The organism is Arthrobacter sp. NtRootA1, assembly GCF_019976975.1.
Taxonomy (GTDB): domain Bacteria; phylum Actinomycetota; class Actinomycetes; order Actinomycetales; family Micrococcaceae; genus Arthrobacter; species Arthrobacter aromaticivorans.
Genome location: NZ_AP024630.1, coordinates 2123792 through 2145777, shown reverse-complemented (window position 1 = coordinate 2145777; position 21986 = coordinate 2123792). Strand labels below are relative to the sequence as shown.

At 60.0% G+C, this 21986-nt stretch carries 11 protein-coding genes and 1 pseudogene; 7 read left to right on the top strand and 5 right to left on the bottom strand.

The genetic code is table 11. The features are described from left to right. The first annotated feature begins 572 nt into the window (after nucleotides 1-572). From LDN90_RS09715 to LDN90_RS09695, 5 genes and pseudogenes are all read left to right on the top strand, one after another. Nucleotides 573-1604 (top strand): annotated as a pseudogene (locus LDN90_RS09715) (DUF4192 domain-containing protein). A gap of 296 nt (nucleotides 1605-1900) precedes the next feature. Then, complete coding sequence (locus LDN90_RS09710; protein ID WP_223948855.1) at nucleotides 1901-2533, top strand: GDSL-type esterase/lipase family protein; 633 nt, start codon at nucleotides 1901-1903, stop codon at nucleotides 2531-2533. 637 nt (nucleotides 2534-3170) lie between these two features. Then, complete coding sequence (locus LDN90_RS09705; RefSeq protein ID WP_223948854.1) at nucleotides 3171-4697, top strand: glycoside hydrolase family 43 protein; 1527 nt, start codon at nucleotides 3171-3173, stop codon at nucleotides 4695-4697. 309 nt (nucleotides 4698-5006) lie between these two features. Next, nucleotides 5007-6347 (top strand): MFS transporter, encoded by a 1341-nt coding sequence (locus tag LDN90_RS09700; protein ID WP_223948853.1) that lies wholly within the window; start codon nucleotides 5007-5009, stop codon nucleotides 6345-6347. Between the two features lie 117 nt (nucleotides 6348-6464). Next, nucleotides 6465-8999, top strand: coding sequence for a glycoside hydrolase family 78 protein (locus LDN90_RS09695; RefSeq protein WP_223948852.1), 2535 nt, complete (start codon nucleotides 6465-6467; stop codon nucleotides 8997-8999). Between the two features lie 898 nt (nucleotides 9000-9897). Here LDN90_RS09695 and LDN90_RS09690 read toward each other — a convergent pair. The 5 genes from LDN90_RS09690 to LDN90_RS09670 form a co-directional block, all read right to left on the bottom strand. After that, nucleotides 9898-10146: a hypothetical protein gene (locus tag LDN90_RS09690; protein WP_223948851.1), complete on the bottom strand. Its 249-nt coding sequence runs from the start codon at nucleotides 10144-10146 to the stop codon at nucleotides 9898-9900. A 27-nt stretch (nucleotides 10147-10173) separates the two neighbouring features. Next, a complete protein-coding gene (locus LDN90_RS09685; protein WP_223948850.1) occupies nucleotides 10174-10962 on the bottom strand; it encodes an SDR family oxidoreductase in 789 nt (262 codons plus the stop codon). Nucleotides 10963-11153: 191 nt separating this feature from the next. Further along, nucleotides 11154-12761, bottom strand: a complete 1608-nt coding sequence (locus tag LDN90_RS09680) for a DUF5597 domain-containing protein (protein WP_223948849.1) — start codon at nucleotides 12759-12761, stop codon at nucleotides 11154-11156. A gap of 169 nt (nucleotides 12762-12930) precedes the next feature. Further along, nucleotides 12931-15195, bottom strand: a complete 2265-nt coding sequence (locus tag LDN90_RS09675; RefSeq protein ID WP_223948848.1) for a glycoside hydrolase family 3 C-terminal domain-containing protein — start codon at nucleotides 15193-15195, stop codon at nucleotides 12931-12933. 31 nt (nucleotides 15196-15226) lie between these two features. After that, on the bottom strand, nucleotides 15227-17587 hold the full coding sequence (locus tag LDN90_RS09670; RefSeq protein WP_223948847.1) for a glycoside hydrolase family 2 TIM barrel-domain containing protein: 2361 nt from the start codon (nucleotides 17585-17587) through the stop codon (nucleotides 15227-15229). Nucleotides 17588-18076: 489 nt separating this feature from the next. Between LDN90_RS09670 and LDN90_RS09665 the strand changes: the two genes are divergently transcribed. Then, nucleotides 18077-19252 (top strand): family 1 glycosylhydrolase, encoded by a 1176-nt coding sequence (locus LDN90_RS09665; protein ID WP_223948846.1) that lies wholly within the window; start codon nucleotides 18077-18079, stop codon nucleotides 19250-19252. A gap of 43 nt (nucleotides 19253-19295) precedes the next feature. Next, on the top strand, nucleotides 19296-21935 hold the full coding sequence (locus LDN90_RS09660; protein WP_223948845.1) for a glycoside hydrolase family 3 N-terminal domain-containing protein: 2640 nt from the start codon (nucleotides 19296-19298) through the stop codon (nucleotides 21933-21935). The last annotated feature ends 51 nt before the right edge of the window (nucleotides 21936-21986 follow it).

Sequence of the window (21986 nt, the reverse complement as noted above, 5' to 3'; positions counted from 1 at the left end):
CACTGTCGGGGCAGCTACCGTGCCTTTGCCTCGTAAGTAGAAATTCTATTCACGTCTTGTCAACGGACTGCCGATCAGCGGATTGTTGGACCAACAGTCCTGCCGCGCACGTCCTCCTCAAACAACAAGTGACGCAACAATTCCTCGAGGATCAACACCGGAAACTTCTCGTACTCGGCAAGCGTATAAATCCTGACGGTTCGGTGAGCCGCCGATAACGGCGCATATGTCGCGCCACCGTACGACCAGCACCTCTTGCCCGTAGGTCCCGTGAGTGCCTGGGACTACTAAACGCATCCCGCCGGGTTGCGTTCGACGCCCTGGCGCGTTTGGACAGCCAGACTCCTTCCCTGGCAGCGACCTTTTGCCGTCGCATGAAACCTGGACCGTCCACGGTCATGGTGCCGCGGCTATGGATCCGCATGAATTACCAGATGCATATCCGCTGTAGGGCTTTCTGAATAGCCGCACGCTTCGCTGAGCCTATTGGTGGCGCCGCGATCGGCACTTTGGTCCCCATCGAGCGGCCACCACTGAGAGTCACGTGAGACAACGGACAAGGGAACAGGACAATGAATTCGCTTACCATCAAGGACCCCGCCGACATGCTCAGCTTCATCGGCCACACCCTCGGCTTCTGGCCCACAGCGAGCCTCGTCTGTATCACCCTCGACAACGACAAAGTCGGCGCGACCCTCCGCATCGACCTCCCCCAATAACCCGGCTTGGAGGTCCACTTCGCTCGAACAGTCGCCGCCTACCTCACGACGGATGAACGAGCCAACGGCATCGTCTTCGCCCTCTACACCAATGAACTCCCGGAACCAGGAGAAGCTCGTCCGCACCGCAAGACCATTGCCGCCCTCACCGGAGTCCTCGCCCAAAAAGGCATCACCATCCGCGACGGCATCTACGTCACCAGCACAGCTGTCTCCCCCTACGACACCCCACCCGGACCCGACATCGCCATCCCCCTCAGCACCACCGAATACTCACAAGTCAACGCCGAATTCATCTACCGCGGCAGCACCATCGAACCTTCGAACCATTTGCTCCTCCCAGCGGCGACCCACAAGCAAGAGCACGCAACCGCCGTCGAACACCACAAACAAACCATCCTCAGCCGGCCGCCAGCGAATGCCACCCACGACGGACACCAACTCTGGACCACAATGCTGGAGACCAAGGACTACCCCACCGACCAAGACGTCCTGAAGCTCATCGCCTACTTCCAGTTCCCGCACATCCGCGACCGGCTCATGGCAGACATCCCCGGCATCGACGAACCGCCCGAACGCATCCTCTTCGCCCAAACCACCACAGCACCGGACTGGTCGCGCATCGAATGGGCCAAACAACTCCTCACCCACACCTACACCCTCACCGCCCCAGAACACGCAGCACCCATCCTCACCACCATCGGCTACATCAACTGGTGGGAAGGCAGAGGATCCAAAGCCCACCAATACCTCCAACTCGCCCTCGACACCGACCCCGGATACCGCTTCGCACGGCTCACCGACCACATGCTCGGCGCAGGCATCATCGCAGGATGGAACACCAACAAAACCACCGCCTGCAAGAACAACCTCGACATGCCATGAGCCCCCGTCTTGCTTAGCTTTACGGAACATCCGTTATCGGCGTTCGAAAGTTCTCGGAGGTGGGAGACTGGCGCTCATCTTTGGTTCACCCCGCTCCACGCGCATTTTCGAACTTACCCCTCGTTTGGTAGCGCGTAGGACCGGCCCTCGACAGTCCATCAGTCAAGATGTATCGCTTATCATGCTCATTGACGCGTGACAATTCGCCGTGCTCCACTTATTGCTCAACATACGGACCCTGCTGCGAGGGCCGTTTATCCGATGAGCGCGGCACACACTGGAATGGAGAGCTGCAAATGACACTGGCCAAGAGGATCGCGCTTCACATTTCCCGCCTGCAAATGGGTCAAGGGCAGGAAATGCGGCGAACACAATTTGCGGAGCTGGTGCCGCAGCCAAGTTCTGTGGTCATGCTGGGTGACAGCATCACTGAGGGTGGTGAATGGCATGAATGGTTTCCAAACCAAAACACCATCAACCGTGGAATCGGCGGGGAAACTGCCGAGCAGGTTCTCGCCAGGACTGACACAGCAATCAATGCGCCGCGTGCAGTCTTCATATTGATAGGCACCAACGATCTTGTGCTGAGATACACTCCGGAAGAGGTTGCTGCCAACGTATCAGCCATCTTGCGACGGATTCAGGCGGCCACCCCCGGCACAAGGCTCTATGTTCAGAGCATCATGCCCCGCGGCCCCCGCTGGCGGCAAAGCATAACGATTACAAATACCCTGCTCGCCGTCGTAGCAAGACAGCACGATGCGGAGTACTTGGACCTTTGGCCAGCACTCGCCGATGACAACGGGAACCTTCGGCGCGGGTTTTCACTGGACGGATTGCACCTGACTGGAGCCGGCTATCGCGCGTGGTGCGATGAGCTCGATCCTCACATGGCAGAACTGGCCACGTCGCCGGCAGTCGGCGCGTAACTCAGCCTTGCTGGGCCAGTGATTTTCTCGGAGTTCTGCGGACGGGACATAGGACTGGCCCGGCGGGTAGAGCCGGCAGGAACTTACACGGTACAGGTGTGCTAAGACCGTTCACCGTGCTCGCGGAACGGGAAGCTCACCCTCGCTACGGACAGCAGAAAGGGACAAATTTTCCTCACCTCGCTCCCCCACACCAGACGACATCGAAGGAATCGTCTCCGTCTTCGGCCAGGCACTCGACCACCTTCAAGGCCAGAAGTGAAGCGAAGAGATGCGACAGCCCGGCGCGCACAAACAGAACAGCAATTCCCGATGACAGGTAGCCATTGCCCGGAAACGTCCTGGTGGCGACCGGTCCTACCTGGCACAGTCGAAGCGCGAATTATCCGAAAAGAGGACTTGATGCCTCCAGTCAACGGAACCGGGGTGAGCTGGCCTAGGCTGCCCTTCCCCTGAATTTGTTCAGATCGGAGTGTGCGCGCAACTCAGTGTGGCCCCTGGGCAGAAGAAAGGCAGGAGGGGAGCCTTCGGGCAGGGCACCATCGAAGGGCTTCACAAATATGATTCGTTTCAATTATCGTTGACACGCGACAATAGAGCTGCTTTTATGTAATTCCCATCACTTCCAGGAGTCTTCATGAGCAGTACGCCAATAATTGCCGGCTTCTACCCGGATCCTTCAATATGCCGGTGCGACAGCATGTACTACATCGCCAACTCCAGCTTCGAGTTTGCGCCAGGAGCTCCGATTCACGGCAGTGCCGACCTGACAACCTGGACGCCGATAACTAACGCACTCAGCAGGGAGAGTCAGCTTAATGTTCGTATGGCTCCGCCCAGCACTGGTGTCTACGCCACGACCCTTCGCTATCACGGCAAGTTCTGGTTGGTAACCACGAACGTTCTCGAGTACGGACGGGGACAACTGCTTGTGTCAGCCGAAGACCCTGAGGGCCCCTGGTCTGATCCCGTCTATGTCGAGGGAGCTGTCGGCATCGACCCGGATTTGTGTTGGGACGAAGACGGCCTCTGTCACCTGACGTGGGTGTCATCTGTTCCAGGCCTCCAGGGCATAGCGAGCGTGCCTGTTGACCCAGAAACCGGAGTCATGCTGTCCGAACCCAGACTTTTGTGGCAGGGTACTGGTCTGGCCCATCCTGAGGGTCCGCACCTTTACCGTCTGAATGGATGGTGGTATTTACTGCTGGCCGAAGGCGGAACTGAGCGGGGACACGTCGCGACCATCGCGCGATCTCGAACCCTGGACGGTGCTTTTGAGCCCTCACCAAGCAATCCCATCCTGACGCACCGCAGCACGAGTGACCCTGTGCAAAATACGGGGCACTCGGATTTGGTGGAGTTGGAGGATGGTTCCTGGGCGGTGGTATATCTAGGTGTCCGGCCGCGGGGCCGTAGCCCTATGTTCCATGTCAACGGTCGCGAAACGTTCCTGGCGGGCGTTGCATGGATCGACGGGTGGCCCGTTATTGATGAGGAGAGATTCACGCCAACGCCTCCTACGCACTCCTTCGTTGACAATTTTGACTCCCGGAAATTGGATCAGCGGTGGATTTCGCCGAACGTGCATCTCCAGGACTTCATCTCAAGTCAGACGCCGGCCGGAATTAAGATCGATGCGCCTAAAGAAGATGAACCTCAAGGCATGCTTCTGGCCAGGGCGCGCGATAGGGAGTGGATTGCAGAAGCGACCATCGACGTAAGTACCGGTTCCTGCCGGTTCCTTCTCAGAATCGATAGTGCCCATTGGTACGGACTCGTGGTTAATGAAACGAGCGCCGAAGCCGTTGCAGCTATCGGCCCCTCCATCGCCTCTCTGGGCCACCTGGCCGTAGAGGACAGCCGCAATGTCACTCTGCGGATTACGGTTCGTGAACCGGGAGAAAACCCGCTTTATCCAGCCCACGAACCGGACCTTGTTGAGCTTTCCATCCTGACGGCGGGCGGAGACGAACAAATCCTTGCCACCCTGGACGGTCGTTACCTGTCAACGGAAGTAGCAGGTGGTTTCACCGGACGAACCTTCGGTATCGAGCCGACAGCGGGCGCGATTGTCGCCAAACGCATTTCCTATCTAACTTTGGAGAACGCAGGCACCCCCGGGTGTGAACGTGAACTTCAAGCATCCGGAGCCAACAAAACTTAGCCCACCCAAAGAACAACACCAGCGCCGCGACCCCAGACCGGACTGCGCGGTGTGATGTCAAACCGGGCAACTCCCTGCGGTCCAAAGGGGAAGCCAAGTAAGGGTGACGCCGGGAGTTAGGCCTTTTCCGTGTGTGCCTTTGTCCTGAGGTGCGCCCCCCGACGGGTGCCGCCGATACCACGTGTCATACCGGGGGTGTCCCCTATCCATGGGACCTCCCGCACGCTATTGACACGAGTCAATTACAATGTTCATATAGTCCGGTGGTGGCAGTTGCCGCCCCCGAATTTGGATGTCAACGGAGCCGTCATGAAAGATCAGTCAGAATCCACCAGCCACGTCGTTCCGGGCTCGTTACCCCAGAGCTTCACCGCCGAGGCCTTGGCAGAGCGCCCAGAAACCCGGGATTCAGTCGGAGAAGCGCCTGCTATCCCCAAGGTCGGGGCGTGGTTCACCACCGTTTTCGCGCTGACCTATTTCGGGTTTTTCCTTGTCTTGCTCATGCCTACATTGTTCAGCCTCGCGTACAAAGTGCAGCTGATAGACCCCGGGACCAAAGAGGCGACTCTTGGTCTCATTATTGGCATCGGCGGCTTCATTAGCCTCGTGACAGGTCCAATTTTTGGTGTCCTCAGCGACGCCACCCGCACACGGTGGGGACGTCGCCGGCCCTACCTCATTGGGGGTCTGGCGCTCTCACTCGTAAGTGCCGTCATCATCGCGCTAGCATCAGACGTCTGGGTCATTATCATCGGATGGATCATCGCCCAACTCGGCGCCGGCTCAATCAGCGCAGCCCTGAATCCTACCCTCGCCGAACGCGTGCCGGACTATCAGCGCGGCCGGTTGGGTTCCCTTAGCGGCGTGGCAGCATCAGTTGCCGGAGTCGTGGCAACTCTGGCGGGCAGCTTCCTGACGAGCAACCTGTTGCTCCTTTTTCTGGCGCCCGTGGCAGTGTTTGCCGTCGCGGCGGCACTGTGGCTGGTGACCGTGCCCGATGCCCCTGCCCCCAAGGAAGCCCGCATCGGTTCGCTGATGGACATTTTCCGTCACCTCGCCTTCAACCCTAAAAAGCACCAGGACTTTGCATGGGTTTGGGTGGGAAAGTTCGCACTCAATATCGGATTCTCCTTCTTCTCGACCTACCAGTTCTACTTCCTGTTGGACCGCATGGGCTTCACACCCGAGACCGCAGGCCAGCAGATGGCAACGGTCGGCGGCCTCAGCCTTCTCGGGACGCTCCTGTTCACCCTCGGCGGCGGCTACCTGTCTGATCGGTTGCGGCGCCGCAAGCCATTTATCTACCTGTCCTCGGCAATGATCGCCGCTGGTTCCATCGCGATTGCCATCTCCCCAGACTTCCTCACCTACATCATTGGCGGTGTCGTGCTGTCAGCAGGTATCGGAGCCTTCAACTCGGTAGACCTGGCACTCGCAGCAGACGTTGTTCCGAAGGGGAACGAGAACGGCAAATGGATGGGCATCTACTTCCTCTCGGGAAGCCTCGCCAGCACTGTGGGCCCCGTCATGGCACCCCTGGTCCTGGCCGTCGGCGGTACGGGGGCTAACTACACCGCGCTGTTCATCGTTGGCGGCCTTCTCAGCCTCGGCGCTGCTATCACTGCTGCCCGGGTGCGTGGGGCGAGATAACAATCCATCGAGGCGCGGACATCGGTCCGCGCCTCCTTGAATAACCATTTCCGGCACCCAGAACAAACGTTTCTTACTGGGCGCCTGACACACAGCGAAGCAGGAGAAAGGCTCTCGATGACTAGCAACGTTACGGAACCTCCCGGCACCGACCGCGACGAACAAGGTGACGGAAAAATACGCCGATGGCACGGTACCTTTGTCGGCCCGGCGAAAGCCTCGGACGCTGATGATCCGGCAGCTTACTTCCGGAGGGAATTCGACCTTGCAGAACGTCCTATTCGCGCTACTTTACGTGTAACGGCACTCGGTATCGTGGTCCCGTACGTCAACGGCACAAGGGTGGGAGACGAAGTTCTCGCACCAGGGTGGACGTCGTACCGGCACCGTCTGGCCGTGAGCACCTACGACGTAACTTCGCTTGTTGTCCCCGGCGCCAACGCGTTCGGCGCCGTTGTCGGTGAGGGCTGGGCGGTAGGGCCTCTGACATGGGACAACCTGCGCCACAACTACTCGGACCGGCCGGCGCTCTTTGCTCAGGTGGAACTTGAGTATCCTGACCGGACGGAAGTCATCGCAACTGACGGCAAATTCCGGGTGGCATCCGGAGGGGTTCGTGCAAATGGGATCTATGCGGGCGAGACCTACGACGCCCGAATGGAACCCGAGGGCTGGACACAAGCCGGCTTCGAGGATGTCGAATGGGCGGCGATCGAGCCAGTCGACTGGCCCCTGTCATCCCTGGTGGCTGCTGATTTCCCACCCATCAGGCGCATTGAAGAACTCGCACCTGTCGAACTCCGCGTCACCGACGCCGGGACAACAATCGTTGATTTTGGTCAGAACATCTCAGGATGGGTGCGAATCAAAGTCTCTGGCGAGGCCGGCACAGTGATCACGCTCCGCCATGCTGAGATCCTGACCCCGTCCGGAGAGCTGGAGCGGGAGACGAACCGTACTGCTGAGGCGACCGATCGATACACTCTTAGCGGTGAAGGCGAGGAAGTGTGGGAGCCGCAGTTCACCTTCCACGGCTTCCGATATGCAGAGGTCGAAGGATGGCCCGGTGAGCTGGAGGCAGACGCACTTCAGGCCGTCGTTGTTCACAGCGATATGCCACGCACCGGCTGGTTCGAAACTTCCGACGAACTCGTTACGAAACTTCACCAGAATACAGTCTGGTCGATGCGCGACAATTTTGTTGGCGTCCCAACGGATTGCCCGCAAAGAGACGAACGAATGGGCTGGACCGGTGATCTGAACGCCTTCTCGTCGACCGCAACCTACCTGTATGACGTGCGGGGGGTACTGGGGTCCTGGCTCGCAGATCTGGCCGTCGAGCAGAAGGCAACCGGCGACGTTCCTTGGACCGTCCCTGACGTTATGACCACACCTTCTGCGCCCACAGCCCTTTGGAGCGACGTAGCCGTGAGCTTGCCCTGGGAGCTGTACCAGGAGTACGGCGACGCGGAAATCCTACGCAGCAGCTACGAATCGATGACCAGCCTCATCCGCCAGATCGGTTCGCTGCTGGACGAGCAGGGGTTATGGACTGCGGGTTTCCAGTTTGGCGACTGGCTGGATCCAGACGCACCTGCCGCCAATGCGGCGGGGGGGAAGACGGATCGTTATCTGGTAGCTTCGGCCTACCTTGTGAAGACCACCAAGGAAATGACAGAAACTGCGGCAGTACTTGGCTGTCGGCAGGACGAAGCCGAATTCCGTGCCTTGCACGAACGCGTCCTCAACGCATTCCGCCGCGCATACGTCACACCGTCCGGCCGCGTTGTCAATGAATCTGCAACTGCCTACGCCTTGGTCATCATGTTTGGCATCCTCGACGAAGACCAAAAGCAGGTGGCCGGCAACCGCCTGGCAGAAATCGTCAAGAAGGCCAAGTACCGCATATCCACCGGTTTTGCGGGAACACCCCTCGTTACAGACGCCTTGAGCAGCACAGGGCACCTGTCGGCCGCCTACCGGCTGCTGCTGGAAAAGAAATGCCCCTCATTCCTTTACCCGGTCACCATGGGTGCAACCACTATCTGGGAACGCTGGGACGCGATCCGTCCCGACGGTACTCTGAACTCGACCGGGATGACTTCCCTGAACCATTACGCGCTTGGTGCCGTGGCCAGTTGGCTGCACCGCGTCGTGGGTGGCCTGGTACGCCTGTCGCCCGGGTGGAAACACATCCGCGTTGCTCCGCAGCCCGGAGGAGGACTGACATGGGCCAGAACAGCGCATGAAACTACGCGGGGCCGCGCCGAAGTCATGTGGCAGGTCGAATCCGATGTAGTGACGGTGGAAGCGCAAATACCTGCAGGTTCGACAGCAACAGTCATTCTTCCCCTGCATCCGGAAAATGCCGTCGAAGACGTAAGTTCGGGCAACCACAAGTGGCAGTACCAGGCTGCTGAGCCGTACGGCCAGCGCCCGTCGTTCACCCTGGATTCACCGCTGATGAAAGTGGCCGAGCATCCGGAGGTCTGGGATGCCGTGCTTCGGGCAATCACCAAGCACCTCCCCCACTTCCCCGTTGAAACGACAGAGTTGGACTGCAGGCCAGAGTCTCTGAACACCATTCTCGAGAGTATGCCGGGAGCCCCAGCAGGTCTCAGGGGTGATCTTCAAGCGGCACTGGCAGGCTGAGTCATCAAAGCTGCCACCGTCGAACCACCACTGGTTCGACGGTGGCAGCTTCGGCGTCACGAAAGATCATGAGGCCAAGCCTGGATGTCACTGAATGCCACCGATATCCGATGCTTTGCGGTGTCCTTGGCGCAGGTCGGCGAGGTAAGGGACCGCTCTTTCGCGCAATCCCTGCAGCCGAAACTCTCGGGCCCAATCTCTGCGAATCAAAGAGGGATTTGTGCCGGCCAAGGTAAGCCGAGATATGAGAATCACCATTGAGAACGCAGTCCTTCTCGAGCTGCTATCCCAACATAGGAAGCAAGAAGCCAGGGCCCAAGGCATTGCCTAAAAATCCTGGCGACCGTCACAGGGACAAATGCCTTGGCCGATGAGCCTGTTGCTATCTCGTTGAACTGCCTACGCGTGTGCGGGACGGTGCGACGAACGACCCGGACGCTTTCACGCTTCGCCGATGTCCATCCCCAGTGGCCAAGCGGGAGGGACGCTGGCTTTGTCGAGAAAGCGGAAGCAGCTGCACTGCGCGCGGTGGGCAGCTTCGATTTCTCATGGAGTACCAATGCCTGCTCGCAGGCAGCAGCGGCTAACGCAGATCGCGTTCGGTGTTTTATTGCCTTGGTGACGTTCGGGACGAAGAAAGGTTCGGGATGCGTCGTCGCAGGCGAGAAGTGGGGAGGAAGACGCTCCTCAACAAAGCCGAAGCTGAAGGTTATTAGCCGCCGAGTGAGGGGCCAGCCTGAAAGCGACCGCCTGCAGCCCCCAGGTTGCCACGACTGCCGAGGGGCCCGGTGTCGAGGCGAGCGTTTCATGGTCTTAGTCCCGGACCGGCGCCACGAGTCGACCGACCCCTTCGCAGGGTGAACAGTCCCCTCATGCGTCCATTAGCCGGTGACCGCAATCAGTTGCCAGTAGCGGCGGTCACCGGATGGTCGTCCCGCAGCGTTACTTCCATGATCTGCGGGACCGGGATGACCTTCACGTAGCGGTGGTCAACCTTCTCAGTTGCCCTGCGATGCAGGATGCCGTAGTGCTTAAGCCAGAGAATTGCGCCATCCGCGGTGACTCTATCTACGGTTCCCTGGTCCACAAGCCGGTCATTGTCGCAAACCTCCACCTCCAGGCCCTGCGAGAACGGTCCAGTCGTCAACAGGCTGCCAGCCTGCGTCCGACACCCTCACAAGACCGACTTCATTTGGCGCCCGATGAACGCGGTCGCAATACGGGATGACATCCGCGAGGCTGCGTCGAGTATTTTGGCATCCGTGCCGACCAGCACTCGGAAGCTGCCCCTCTCCAGGCCTTGGATGATCTTGGCCGCAGTTGCTTCGGGCGTGGTGGAAGGTGCTTTTCTGCCTTTGGGGTCGATCGCTTTGACCCCTGAATTTCCGCTGATGTCAGTGCTGATGTTTCCCGGGAAAACAGTCGTAACTGCAACAGCCGTGCCGCTCAATTCCTGGTAAAGACCCTCACTGAACTGCTTAACAGCAGCCTTTGTCGCTCCATAGAATGTTTGGCCGGCGAATGGGAGCAAGGCTGAGAGGCTGGATACGTTAAGGATGGCCGCTGCGGGACGACGCCGTAAGGCCGGCAGGAACGTCTTGCACATGTTCACGGTGCCCCAGAGATTTACGTTCATCACACGCTCAAAGTCTTCAAATGACAAGTCAGCCACAGGCACAAAGCGATGAATGATGCCCGCTACATTGATGAGGCCGTCGACGTGGCCGTGGAGGCTGGTGACGTCTTCGAGTAGCGCTGCGACGGCCTGGCGGTCAGTCACGTTTACCACGTGGGTGCTTAGTGTGCCTGTTCCGGTTGCCAAGGCCTGTGTACCTTCGAGCGCATCGGCGTTCAGGTCGACGGCGGCAACCGTTGCTCCCTTTCGGAGGAGCCCCAGCACTACTTGGCGGCCGATGCCGTTGCCGCCACCTGTCACTACGAACGTTTTGCCGTGAACCTGCATGTCGCTGGCCTTTCTGTCGAAATGAATTAATGTTGTTGGATGCCCTATCAGGACATTGGTCTCTGATATGTGTCCCAGGGCCGCCTGCGACCGGGGGCGGACGTGTCGCCGGCGATTTCGGGGCGCGCCTGTCCGACGTTCCCCTTGCAGGCCGTGCCCTTGCCCGGCCCCCGGTCTTGTAGGGCGGGAGGTCAGTAGGTGTAGAGGCTGAACCTAACAATTCCCGCTTCAGGGAGTTTGGTGGGGATAGCCCTGTCCGACATCGGAGGTGTGCCCACGAAAGGGAAAGGAACCAGGGTCCCCGACGCAGTTTCATCACCGTTGAGACGGCGGGTGACTATCAGTTCACCTGCCTCCAGCCGATACTCGGCTGCCGAAAGGAAGGAAACTGGGGCTCCTTCGCCGGCAAAGGGCGTGACCCAAAAACCGCGACCGATGACGAAAGCCCCGTCACCGTCCTCAATGACCAACCCGTAGGCAGGGTAGGTGGGCAGAGCCGGGCTCCAGTCGGACTGGGTGTTAATTTGAAGCGCTGTTTCGCCGAACTGGAACGAGGCTGACGGAGTCTCGTCGTTAAGCATGAAGCCTTGCATTCGGGCTTGAGGGTTCGTACGAATAATGGCAGCCGCCGCCGAGAGCAGGTAATAGGCGTCTTTGAGGCCTGCGCTGCTGTCCGCGTCCGGGTTAATGTCGTCGACACCAAACGGGGATACCCCTAGTGCACGGTGGCCGCCGACTGCGGAGAACATTTGTGCGATGCCGACACTATCGGCCCGCAATTCGGGTATGAACAGCCGGCCTTTCCTGGCGGAGAAGGCACTGAAGACAGGCTCGGCGTCATCTACGTACGTATCAGGGGCGAGAAAATCCAGAGCTGGGGCCAGCGAATCCCAGATCGGGGCAACCGGGGCGACCGGTCCGCCGCTCGGGTACTCACCGGGGCGCTTGCCGCCCGCGAGTGCGACGGGCCCGTCCAGGACGCTGTCTGCATCCAGCCAGGCATTTACGAACAATGGAACTCTGTGGTTTTGAGCTCCCGAGGAGGCGACAGCATCAACGTAGGAAGCATATGCAGCTGCCATAAAGGCCTCGTCCACACGGTCTCCTTCACCGAACACCTCCTTCCAGGTGCCTTCGGTTCGGGATCCGTTTTCTTGCCAGTTTTGATGGACCGGAATGCCGGAATCAGCCGAGACGGCTTCGATCACTGCAGCGGGTACGCGCCCTTCAAAAGCCGATTGCGCTGCTGGCGAGTGGTCCCGGGATGCTCCGAGAAGTCCGACTTCGTTCTCGACCTGGACCATCAGGACGGTGCCGTCATGGTCGGTGTCAGAGAGCCGCTGCATAAGCGCGGCAAAGGCCCGGCAGTCAGCGGCCTTCGCCTCGAACGAGAACGGGGAAACGTGCTCGATGCGGCGTCCGTCAGCCAGTTCAGCCCGGGGGAAGCGCATTATGTCCTTCTTGACCCAGTGCGGTGCATAGGTGGAGGCGGCGTTCTTCCACGAACCAAACCACAACGGAATCAGCCGCAGTCCGAATTCGTGCGCTGTAGCGATCATCGCGTCGATGAGGGTGTAGTCGAATTTGCCCTCTTCCGATTCGAAGAGATCCCAGGCCACCGGGGCAAGTACCGTGTTGGCGCCAAGCAGTTTAACGGTTCCGAAAGAACTCGCGATCGCTTCAAGGGTGCTTGAACTGGAGTTGTGCACTTCGGCGCCGACGATCAGGAACGGCTGGCCGTCGACTGCCAGGTAGGGGCCTGTCCACTGGGCTACGACGGTGCTTGGAGTTTGATGCATGTTGGTTTCTTCCACTAATAGGCTCCATTGGCGAAGCCCGAGCCTGGTACGGATTTTGGCGTTCGGTCCTACCTGAAGCGAGAACCTTCTTGGCCAGTGCGATTGGATGCCTGTTCGGGATCGCCCCGATAACTTTCGGCTGGGCTTTCCATTCCTGGTGCTCAGGATTTCAGGCCGGGCGGCGGCTGTCGCGCATCAAGTGCGCCAGGGTCTCCTCCGGAACCGGCATCCCGGAAATGTTGATGAACTGGGTCATGGTCATGGACGACAGCATGGCCAGGTGTTCGGCAGAGACTTCGACCGAATTGAATCCGAGTGCTTCCATGACGCGGTTGCCCACTTGGGGGTGTTCAAACCATTCACCCATGGGGGTATTCATGGTGAGCTCGGTGAGGATAAGGTCGCCGGTCAGCGTGAGGCTCTCGTCATGCAGGATGGTGTGGGCATCAGTGCCAATTTGAATCCGGTATACACCTGGGGCGACAACCCAGCGACCATACTGGATGTCCCAGTAGGCGAAGGCCCGTCGTGGAAGGTCGATCGTGACAGTCTTCGTTTCGCCGGGATCGAGGTGCACCTTATCGAACCCCCGCAGTTCCCGTGCCGGACGTCGCACGGGGCCGGCTTGGGTTGCGACATAGACCTGAACCACGTGCTTGCCCGGCCGGTCTCCGGTATTGCGTACGTCGACGTTGACTGTGACGTCTTCACTTGGTGTCACTGTCACCCGGGGGGCTGAAGTGGAAAAAGAGGTGTACGAAAGGCCGTGACCGAACGGGTATCGGATAGCTGTGTCGAAGGTGGCGAAGTAGCGGTAGCCGACCATCACGCCTTCGCCGTACCTGACGTGCCCGCGTTCGCCTGGGAAGTTCAGGCTACTGGGGTGGTCCTGCAGCCGCAGCGGGATGCTTTCCGCCAGGTGCCCGGAAGGGTTCGTGCGGCCAAATAGGATATCGGCAATTGCGTGCCCACCTCCCTGCCCCAGCAGGAAGCCTTCGAGGATGGCATGGACGTCGTCATGCCACCCCTCCAGAGAGACGACGCCGCCATTGGAAAGGACGACTATCGTACGGGGCGCGACGGCAGCTACCGCAGCGATCAGCTCCGATTGGGCCGCAGGCAAATCGAGGTTTTCGCGGTCCATCCCTTCGGACTCAGCCACTTCGTCCAGGCCAGCAAAGATCACCGCAATATCGCAGTGACGGGCCGTATCAAGGGCCTCCTGCCGCAGCGTGGCGTCTCCATCACCGCCGATCACGAAACCCTGTGCATAGGTCACCGCTACCTCATGCTCTCCTGCGAGGGCATGTATAGCCGTAAGGGGCTGGTCCAGGTGGGTGGCATTGACATGCGCGCTGCCTCCGCCCTGGTAACGGAGCTTGGCCGCGAATTCGCCGATGACTGCGAGGCGGGTGCCTGCCCTAAGTGGCAGGGTTTGAGCCTCATTCTTCAGTAAGACCGCGCAGTCGGCTGCAAGCTCTCGAGCAATGCGATGTTGGGCGGTGTAGTCGATATCTGTCGTTGATTCGGGAACGTACTGGGCCAGTGCGGCAATCCTGGCGATACTCTCATCGAGCTCATGTCCGTCCAACTCGCCCGAGCGCACCGCTGCCCGAACATCGTGGTCATGCGCGGCGCTACCTCCTGGCATTTCGAGGTCCAATCCTGCCCGAAGGCTTGCCACACGGTCCGTTACCGCGTTCCAGTCGGATACAACGACTCCGGAAAAACCCCACTCATTACGAAGCACCTCGGTCAGCAGCCAAGGGTTTGCCGATGCAAAGATTCCGTTGATCTTGTTATAGGCCGCCATGACGGTCGCTGGTTGCGCTTCCGTGACAACCCGTTCAAAAGCCGGTAGATAGATCTCCCGAAGCGTTCGCTCATCAACGTCCGCGCTGATCGTCTGCCGGTTCGTCTCTTGGTTGTTCGCTGCAAAGTGCTTGACCGAGACTCCCGGGCCTTCGGACTGGAGGGCCTTAACGAAGGCGGATCCCAGTACACCGGTGAGGTGAGGATCCTCCGAATAGTATTCGAAGTTTCGTCCGCACAACGGGGAGCGTTTTATGTTAATTCCCGGACCAAGGACAATGTGTACGCCTTGGGCGAGGGCCTCTTTCCCGATGGCGGAGCCCAAACGCGCCGCTATAGCCGGGTCCCAACTGGAGCCAATCGCGACGCCGGGAGGGAAACACGTGGCTGGATCGCTTTCGAACATTGCGAGGTGGTCGTGGCGTCCTGACTGATGGCGCAACCCGTAGGTTCCATCGGCCAGAGTCACTGCAGGATGGCCCAGTTCGTCGATGGGCTCGGTTTCCCAGAAATTCTGCCCGGACAGCAGGGAGGCCTTTCGGTCGGCAGGCATGCCGGCTATTTCAGTCATGGCACTGGTATCAACAGTGGCACCGGTCTGGGCTTGTGTTTGATTGTTCATTGACAGAGCTTTCCGAGGTCGAGGTTATGGGTTAGCTGGTGAGCGCGCCTGCGGTGAGGTCGGTAGATTCTTCCAAGGAACCGGTCACGATCGCTTCAACAACCAGGTCGGCGGCACCCAAGGTTTGTGATTGGGCACTGACTGTGATGAATCCTGGCTTTCCGGTGGGGCGGATGACGGCCAAGGCCCGTCCGCGGAATGTCGTGCGGGTGTTGCCCGTGAAGGCCTCTTCGGAGGCGGGCGCTGCAGTTCCGAAACCGATGAGTTCTCCGGGCCCGGTAACGTCCAGAACCACCTGTTCATCCGCGAGCATCTCCACCACTCCACTGCCGTCGGTGATAGCAATGTCGGCGAAGAGAAGATCCGCACCGTCCGCGATGACCGTGCCGGCGCTGCTCGTGACGCGTAGTCCAAGTTCTCCGCTGGCGCTTCTGAGCTCTGTGCGCGACACTTCAGAACCATCGCGGTACCCAATCGCGGTCAGATTCCCCGGTTCGTAGGGAACGGTGAATTTGGCAAGATATCCCTGCTTTCGCCCAGCCCGTCTGCGGGCTATGCGGCGGCCGTTGAGGAACAAGGCGACGTGGTCATCTGCGGAGTACACTTCTACTTCTGCCTTGCGTCCTTCGCATCCTCGCCAGGACCAGCTTTCTACGGCGTCGGTAGTGCGCCACGCTGATCTCACCATGGCAACGCCACTGCGGTCTACGGGTCGTACGCCGATGGCAGGAGCCTCCAGGCAACCCCATGCTGCCTGGGCGAGCCGCAGCGTGATGTCCGGTTGCCCGATAAGGTCGAACATTCCAGGACCTGCAATTAGGTATGGGAAGGGTTTAGCTAAGCCGGCGCGTTTTCCGGGCACCCACACGGCTACTCCGGCCTCCCCCAGATACTCCCAACCCGCCCAGACAAAGTCGCCGATGACCGCGGGGTTTTCCTGTACGAGGTGCCAGGCACGTGCAACATCGCCGGGCAGGGTTTCGGAACCAAGGATGACCCGCTCCGGGTACCGGCGCACGTCCCCTTTGTAGCGGCCCAGGCCATAGTTGTAACCAGCCACATCCACCGCCGCGAAAGCGTCTCGGGTAGCCCTGTCCGCACGGGGAAGCCGTGAGACCAGATCCATCATGCGACCAATCTGGTTGATCATCGCATTCGCCTCGGTAGACCCCGCCATGGAGGATTCGCCCTCAACCGGAGATGAATCTTTATAGGGGGACTTATCCATGGACACCAGGGTGCTCAGGAAAAGGTTGGTAGCCAGGGTCACCGGTCGGCCAGGATCAATGGAGTGGAGGTATTCCGTAATCTCGCGGGTAAGCGCCACACCTTCGGCCGTGGCAGTCTCCGGGATCTCATTGCCGGCGGCGTACATGATCACGGAGGGGCGATTGCGGTCCTTCTCGACCATACGGTCCGCGTCCTCCCGCCACGTTTCCCGGAAACGCCACGAGGCATCGTGCTTGGTTTTCGAAACTACCCAATAGTCGGCCAGCTCATCGAGCACATACATGCCCAGTTCGTCGCACGCATCCAGCAGGTGCCTGGACATGGGATTGTGTGCGCTGCGGATTGCATTGAAGCCTGCCGCCTTGAGCAGCCGGACGCGGCGGTACTCTGCTGCCCTGTAGGTTGCGGCTCCCAGGACCCCGTTGTCGTGATGGATGCACGCACCACGCAGCAGGACAGTTGTGCCGTTGATCCGCAGCCCGTAATGGGTGTCAACGGAAATTGTCCGCAGACCCACCATTTCGCGTCGTTCATCAACGACCGAGCCATCCAGTTCGAGGCGCGCGGCAAGTTCGTAGAGGTGCGGCGTTTCCGCGGACCAAGCGCGCGGGTGGTCGATGCGCAGGACCACAGCACCCGTGCTCCCCCCACCGGCGCCGGCGGCAACAACTTTACCTCCGTGCGAAAGCTCTATAACGACCTGGGTATCGCGCGCGCCGGCGCTCACCAGCCCGTATTCGACCTCCACAATTGCCGCCTCATTTGAGGTCGTTTTCGTCCGCAACTGCAGACCGTCCGCAGCGAAATGGACCGCTGGCCGAAAGACAAGTGACACCGCACGGTACAGGCCTGACCCCGGGTACCATCTGCTTGCAGGTTGGGCAGAGTTGTCGACGTCGACAAGGATCTCATTATCCTGGCCCCACAGAACATGATCGGTTATCGGCAGTTCGAATTCCGTATAACCGCTTCTAAGCGTCCCGACAGGTGTGCCGTTCACCGAGACAGTGGAATCGCCCTGAACGCCCTCAAACCGCAACGCAACGTTAGGCGCCGGGTCCACGCCGGCGCGCCAGGTTGTCCTGTAGGCGTACCGGCCGCCTGGATAGTAGGCAACTTCAGCGCCTCCTTCTGCATCAGCCCGGCGCTGTTCGTGAATCATCGCATCGTGAGGAAGCCGAACTAAGGACCAGCTGTCGGAGGATCGGACGGAAAACTCCCAAACGTCCAGGTTCAACATCTCTGTAACACGCGACGCCAGGGTCATCTTTGTCCTTCCGGTTGCCGGCACTGAAATCCGCAGCCTTGCTATTGATTCAGACCAGCGAAACACAGCAATTGACGCGTGTCAATGGCCCTTTCGGCACATTGACGCGCGTCAAAAGAGGCAGTACCCTCACTATGAATGACAAAAAGGTCCGCGTTTTCCAGAACGCGTCACCGGATGCACTGGATCCATTATGACCAACAAGCTTCTTCCCCGGGCCCGAGTACCGGGCACCCCAGGGACCTTCGGCGGATCCCCGCTGATTCTCCGGATCCGCCCCCAGTAGCGGATCCCTTCCCTGCCTCGGAGTGCAGCAAGACGCGTTGCCTGCATACCTCGCGCTTCGGCTAAATACAGAACAGACCTACCGGCAAGGAGCCAACCATGTCACGCAGTTTCCCCGACGGTTTCCTTTGGGGGGCAGCGACAGCTGCCCACCAGGTGGAAGGCAACAACATCAATAACGACTTCTGGAAGCTCGAGCTCGACGCAGCCGAGCATGGTGTGGAATTCAGCGGTGACGCACTCGACAGCTATCACCGGTATGAAGAGGACATGCGACTCCTGGCTGAGGCAGGGTTCAACACCTACCGCTTCAGCCTTGAATGGTCCCGCATCGAACCCAGCCCAGGCAGGTTTTCACAAGCCGAACTGGCCCACTACCGGCGGATGATTGAGGCGTGCCAGCGTCTCGGACTTCAACCCGTGGTGACCCTGCACCATTTCACACATCCCCTGTGGTTCGACGAGCAACGATGGTTGGCCGATGACGCTGTGGACCTCTTCACCCGCTACGTTGAGCAGGCCTGCACCATCCTTGATGGCGTCGAGTGGGTATGCACCATCAATGAGCCAAACGTTCTTGCCATCAACCATGGCATGCAGCGCCGTCTGGCCGTCGCAGGAGAGGTGTATGACCCGGAAGAGAGCTACCTCCCGGACCCGGAAATCGGCCGCGTACTAATCCGCGCACACCAGGCCGCGGCCAAGATCGTTCGCAGCAGAAGCACCGCCAAAGTCGGTTGGACGGTCGCGAACCAGGCCTTTACGGTGACACCCGGTGCTGAGGACAAGCACACGGAGATCCAGTACATCTTCGAGGACATGTACTTGGAAGCGGCAAGGGGTGATGACTTCATCGGCGTTCAGTCATACACAAGTCAGCCTATCGACGCCGACGGAATCGTTCGCCACCCGCCCCACCCCGACAACACCATTACGGGTTGGGCATATCGGCCGGATGCGCTTGGCATCGCGGTACGGCACACCCGTGCGGTCCTGCCGGATACACCCATCGTGATCACCGAAAACGGCATTGCCACGGCAGACGATGATCGCCGGATCGCCTACATCAATGAAGCTCTGCACCACCTTCGCGACTGCATGGACGAGGGTGCGAACGTACTCGGATACATCCACTGGAGCCTGCTCGATAACTTCGAGTGGGGCCGCTGGGCACCCACTTTTGGTCTCGTTGCAGTGAATCGGGAGACTTTCGAACGCATTCCCAAGCCGAGCCTTCATGTCCTGGGCGCCCTCGCGACGGCGAATGCACTGTGACCACCACAGCCAACAGAACCCTCATCAATGAAAGCGACGTCTTATGACTTCCGAAATGCACCCCTACCAAAATCCGGCATTGCCCATCGATGAACGGGTGCAGGATCTGCTGGGCCGAATGACGCTCGAGGAAAAGGCTGCCCAGACTGCGTCCCCCTTTGGATCAGCCGTTGATGTCCACAACCCGCCCCCGACCGGATGGGGCAGTGCGACAGCGGCCCTGTCGACGCTGGGCCTTCCACCCCGAGAAGCCGCAGAAAAAGGCAACGAACTTCAGCGAAAGCACATGGAGGATACCCGTCTGGGCATCCCTGTCCTGCTGGCCGAGGAAGCGCTCATCGGACTGAAAGTGCGGGACGCAACTACCTACCCCGACGCCATCGCCCAGGCTGCCACCTGGGAGCCCGAACTGGTCGAAGAAATGGCCCGGGCCATTGGCGCGCAAATGGCGCGCATCGGAGTCAGGCAGGCTCTTTCCCCGTTGGCTGACGTGGCACGCGACCCGCGGTGGGGACGTGTGGAGGAGACCTACGGCGAAGAGCCTTACCTTGTAGGCTCCATGGCAACCTCCTTTGTCCGCGGGCTGCAGGATACCGACCACCATGCGCCCGTCATCGCGACACTGAAACACTTTATCGGTTACGGTGCCAGCGACGGCGGGCGGAATACCGACCCGGCGCAGATCGGCCCAAACGAGCTCAGGGAAGTCCATGGGGTGCCCTTCGAAATGGCGATCGGCGCCGGCGGGGCCAAGGGCGTCATGCCCGCCTACAATACACTCGACGGTGTTCCGGTAACTGGTTCCAAAAAGTACCTGCAGGACCTGCTGCGCCGTGACTACGGATTCAAAGGTCTTGTGACCTCCGACCTCAATGCGGTGTCCCAGCTCTACACCAAGCACGGCACCGCTGCGGACAGCAGCGAGGCCTTTGCCCAGGCCCTGCGGGCGGGCGTTGATTTGGACCTGGACAACGCTGTCAACTCCGAGCGGATCGTTGAAGCTGTCAGGAGCGGGGTGCTGGCTGAAGCCGATCTGGACCGGGCAGTTTCCAACGTCCTTCGGGCGAAATTCGGGCTCGGTCTATTCGAGCAGCCCTACACGAACCTGGATGAGGTTCCCGAAACCCTGGATACACCGCACGAACGGGCATTAGCCCGTACCCTGGCCGAAAAGGCCGTCGTCCTACTACAGAATAGGCCCGTTGACGGAGCTGATCCCCTGCTGCCTCTCGACGGGAAGGTACGTACAATTGCGGTGATCGGTCCCAACGCTGACCGCCCGATGGGCCAGCTCGGAAACTACAGCTACCAGGTGCTCGACAGCATGACGAAGCGCTTCGCCCTGGCCGCTGACCCCCAGGCGCGCCTCGAGAACGCAGAGGCAGCGACGGCCGGCGCGGACGAGGCAAAACTGCTGGTCGAGTCGGTTCCCGTGGTTACCTTCCTTGAAGGCATTAAGCGTCGTGCTGGCAACGACAGCACGGTTCTCTACGAACGGGGCTGCCCCATCGCCGCAGAAGACAGAACCGGGTTCGACGCAGCAGTCATCGCAGCACAGTCAGCAGATGTGGCCGTAGTCGTGGTCGGGGACCAGGCAGGTATTGGTTCCTATGGCACCGTCGGTGAGGGAATCGACAGCACGGATTGCACTCTGCCCGGAGTGCAGCGTGAACTGGTGGAAGCGATTGCAGCAACGGGTACCCCGACCGTCGTGGTACTCAGCCACGGACGCCCCTACGCACTGAAGTGGATGACGGAAGCCGTGCCGGCAATAATTTCCTCCTTCTTTGGCGGTGAAGAAGCTGGCAACGCGCTGGCCTCGGTGATCTTCGGTGACGTGAACCCCGCCGGACGGCTGCCGATGTCCATGCTGGAGTCCGCTGCCTCGGCCCCGCTCCCCTACTGGCGAACACTGCAGCCAAGCTCCTACTTCAACGGGGAGACAACCGCAGTGTTCCCCTTCGGACATGGGCTCAGCTACACCCAGTTCGCCTACCGGGATCTGGTGGCGGAGGCGCACGAAGCAGCAACCGATTCAACAATCCGTCTGACGTTTACCATCACCAACACCGGAAAACGCGCGGGCGAGGAAGTCGTCCAGGTGTATGGCCGGGATGTGATCGGCAGCACCGCCCGGCGCGGGCGGGTCCTGGTCGCTTTCCGGAGGATCTCCCTGGACCCGGGAACGGCCGCAAAAATCACCGTGAGCGTCCCGGCAAGCATGTTGGCGCTGTGGGATGCTGAACAGGGCTGGGTTGTGGAGCCGGGCCTCATCCGCTTCTACATAGGAGGCTCGTCAGCCGACACGCCCCTGCAGACCAAGGTAACGCTGACAGGCAGGGACCACCTTCCGGGACCGAACCGCCAGCTTTTCAGCACCGTGTTGGTGGAGACCGGGTCGTACGAAGACTTTGCCGCCCAGATCACGGCAGCGAAGAATGTGGACACCCTGGACGTTGCCCCCGTGACGGCCGAAAGCACGATTCGCGACTGGCTCGACCACCCTGTTGGCGGCGAGCTGCTGCGGGCAATGATGGGCGGGGCAAGCGAAGAGATGCTCGCCCCTGCAATGGGAATGACCCTCGCCCAGATGGCCTATTACAGCCAAGGGCAGCTACCAGAATCAGTAGTCGATGATTTGGTGGCGAAAGTTCAGAACGTTGGGACGCGGGTCGTCATCTAGCAAAGGCACTAAAACAAGTGGGAGCCGGTCCGAAAGGACCGGCTCCCACTA